This is a genomic window from Microtetraspora sp. AC03309 (genome assembly GCF_020826795.1).
GTDB classification, from domain to species: Bacteria; Actinomycetota; Actinomycetes; order Streptosporangiales; family Streptosporangiaceae; genus Microtetraspora; species Microtetraspora glauca.
Map to the genome: position 1 here is coordinate 1 of NZ_JADDIL010000552.1, position 426 is coordinate 426.

Annotated in this window: 1 rRNA gene; it reads left to right on the top strand. The window is 53.8% G+C overall.

Annotated elements, in window-relative coordinates:
- Positions 1–346: 346 nt before the first annotated feature.
- A 23S ribosomal RNA gene (locus IMZ11_RS44310) occupies positions 347–426 on the top strand; the annotation flags it as partial.

The following is a 426-nucleotide window of genomic DNA, read 5'->3' on the forward strand; positions in this document are numbered from 1 at the left end:
CCTCCTTTCTAAGGAGCACCACGATAAACACTCTCAATTGGTGGGGGTGTAGCCGTGAGGAGCCTGGTCGCTGTAGTGGCGCCGGCTTGGTGCACAACAAACTTCTTTGACTGCCAGACACACTATTGGGCTTTGAGACAACAGGCCCGTGCCCCTTTTTGGGGGGTGGCATCCGGTTGCGGGTGTCGGCGTGTTGTTGCCTCACTTTGGTGGTGGGGTGTGGTGTTTGATTTGTGGATAGTGGTTGCGAGCATCTAGCACGCAGTGTGGCTGGGGGCCTTCGGGTTTCCGGTCTTGTTGTGTGTTGATGTGCAATTTCTTTTGAAACTCATTTTTGGTTTTTGTGTTGTAAGTGTTTAAGGGCGCATGGTGGATGCCTTGGCACTGAGAGCCGATGAAGGACGTTGGAGGCTGCGATATGCCTCG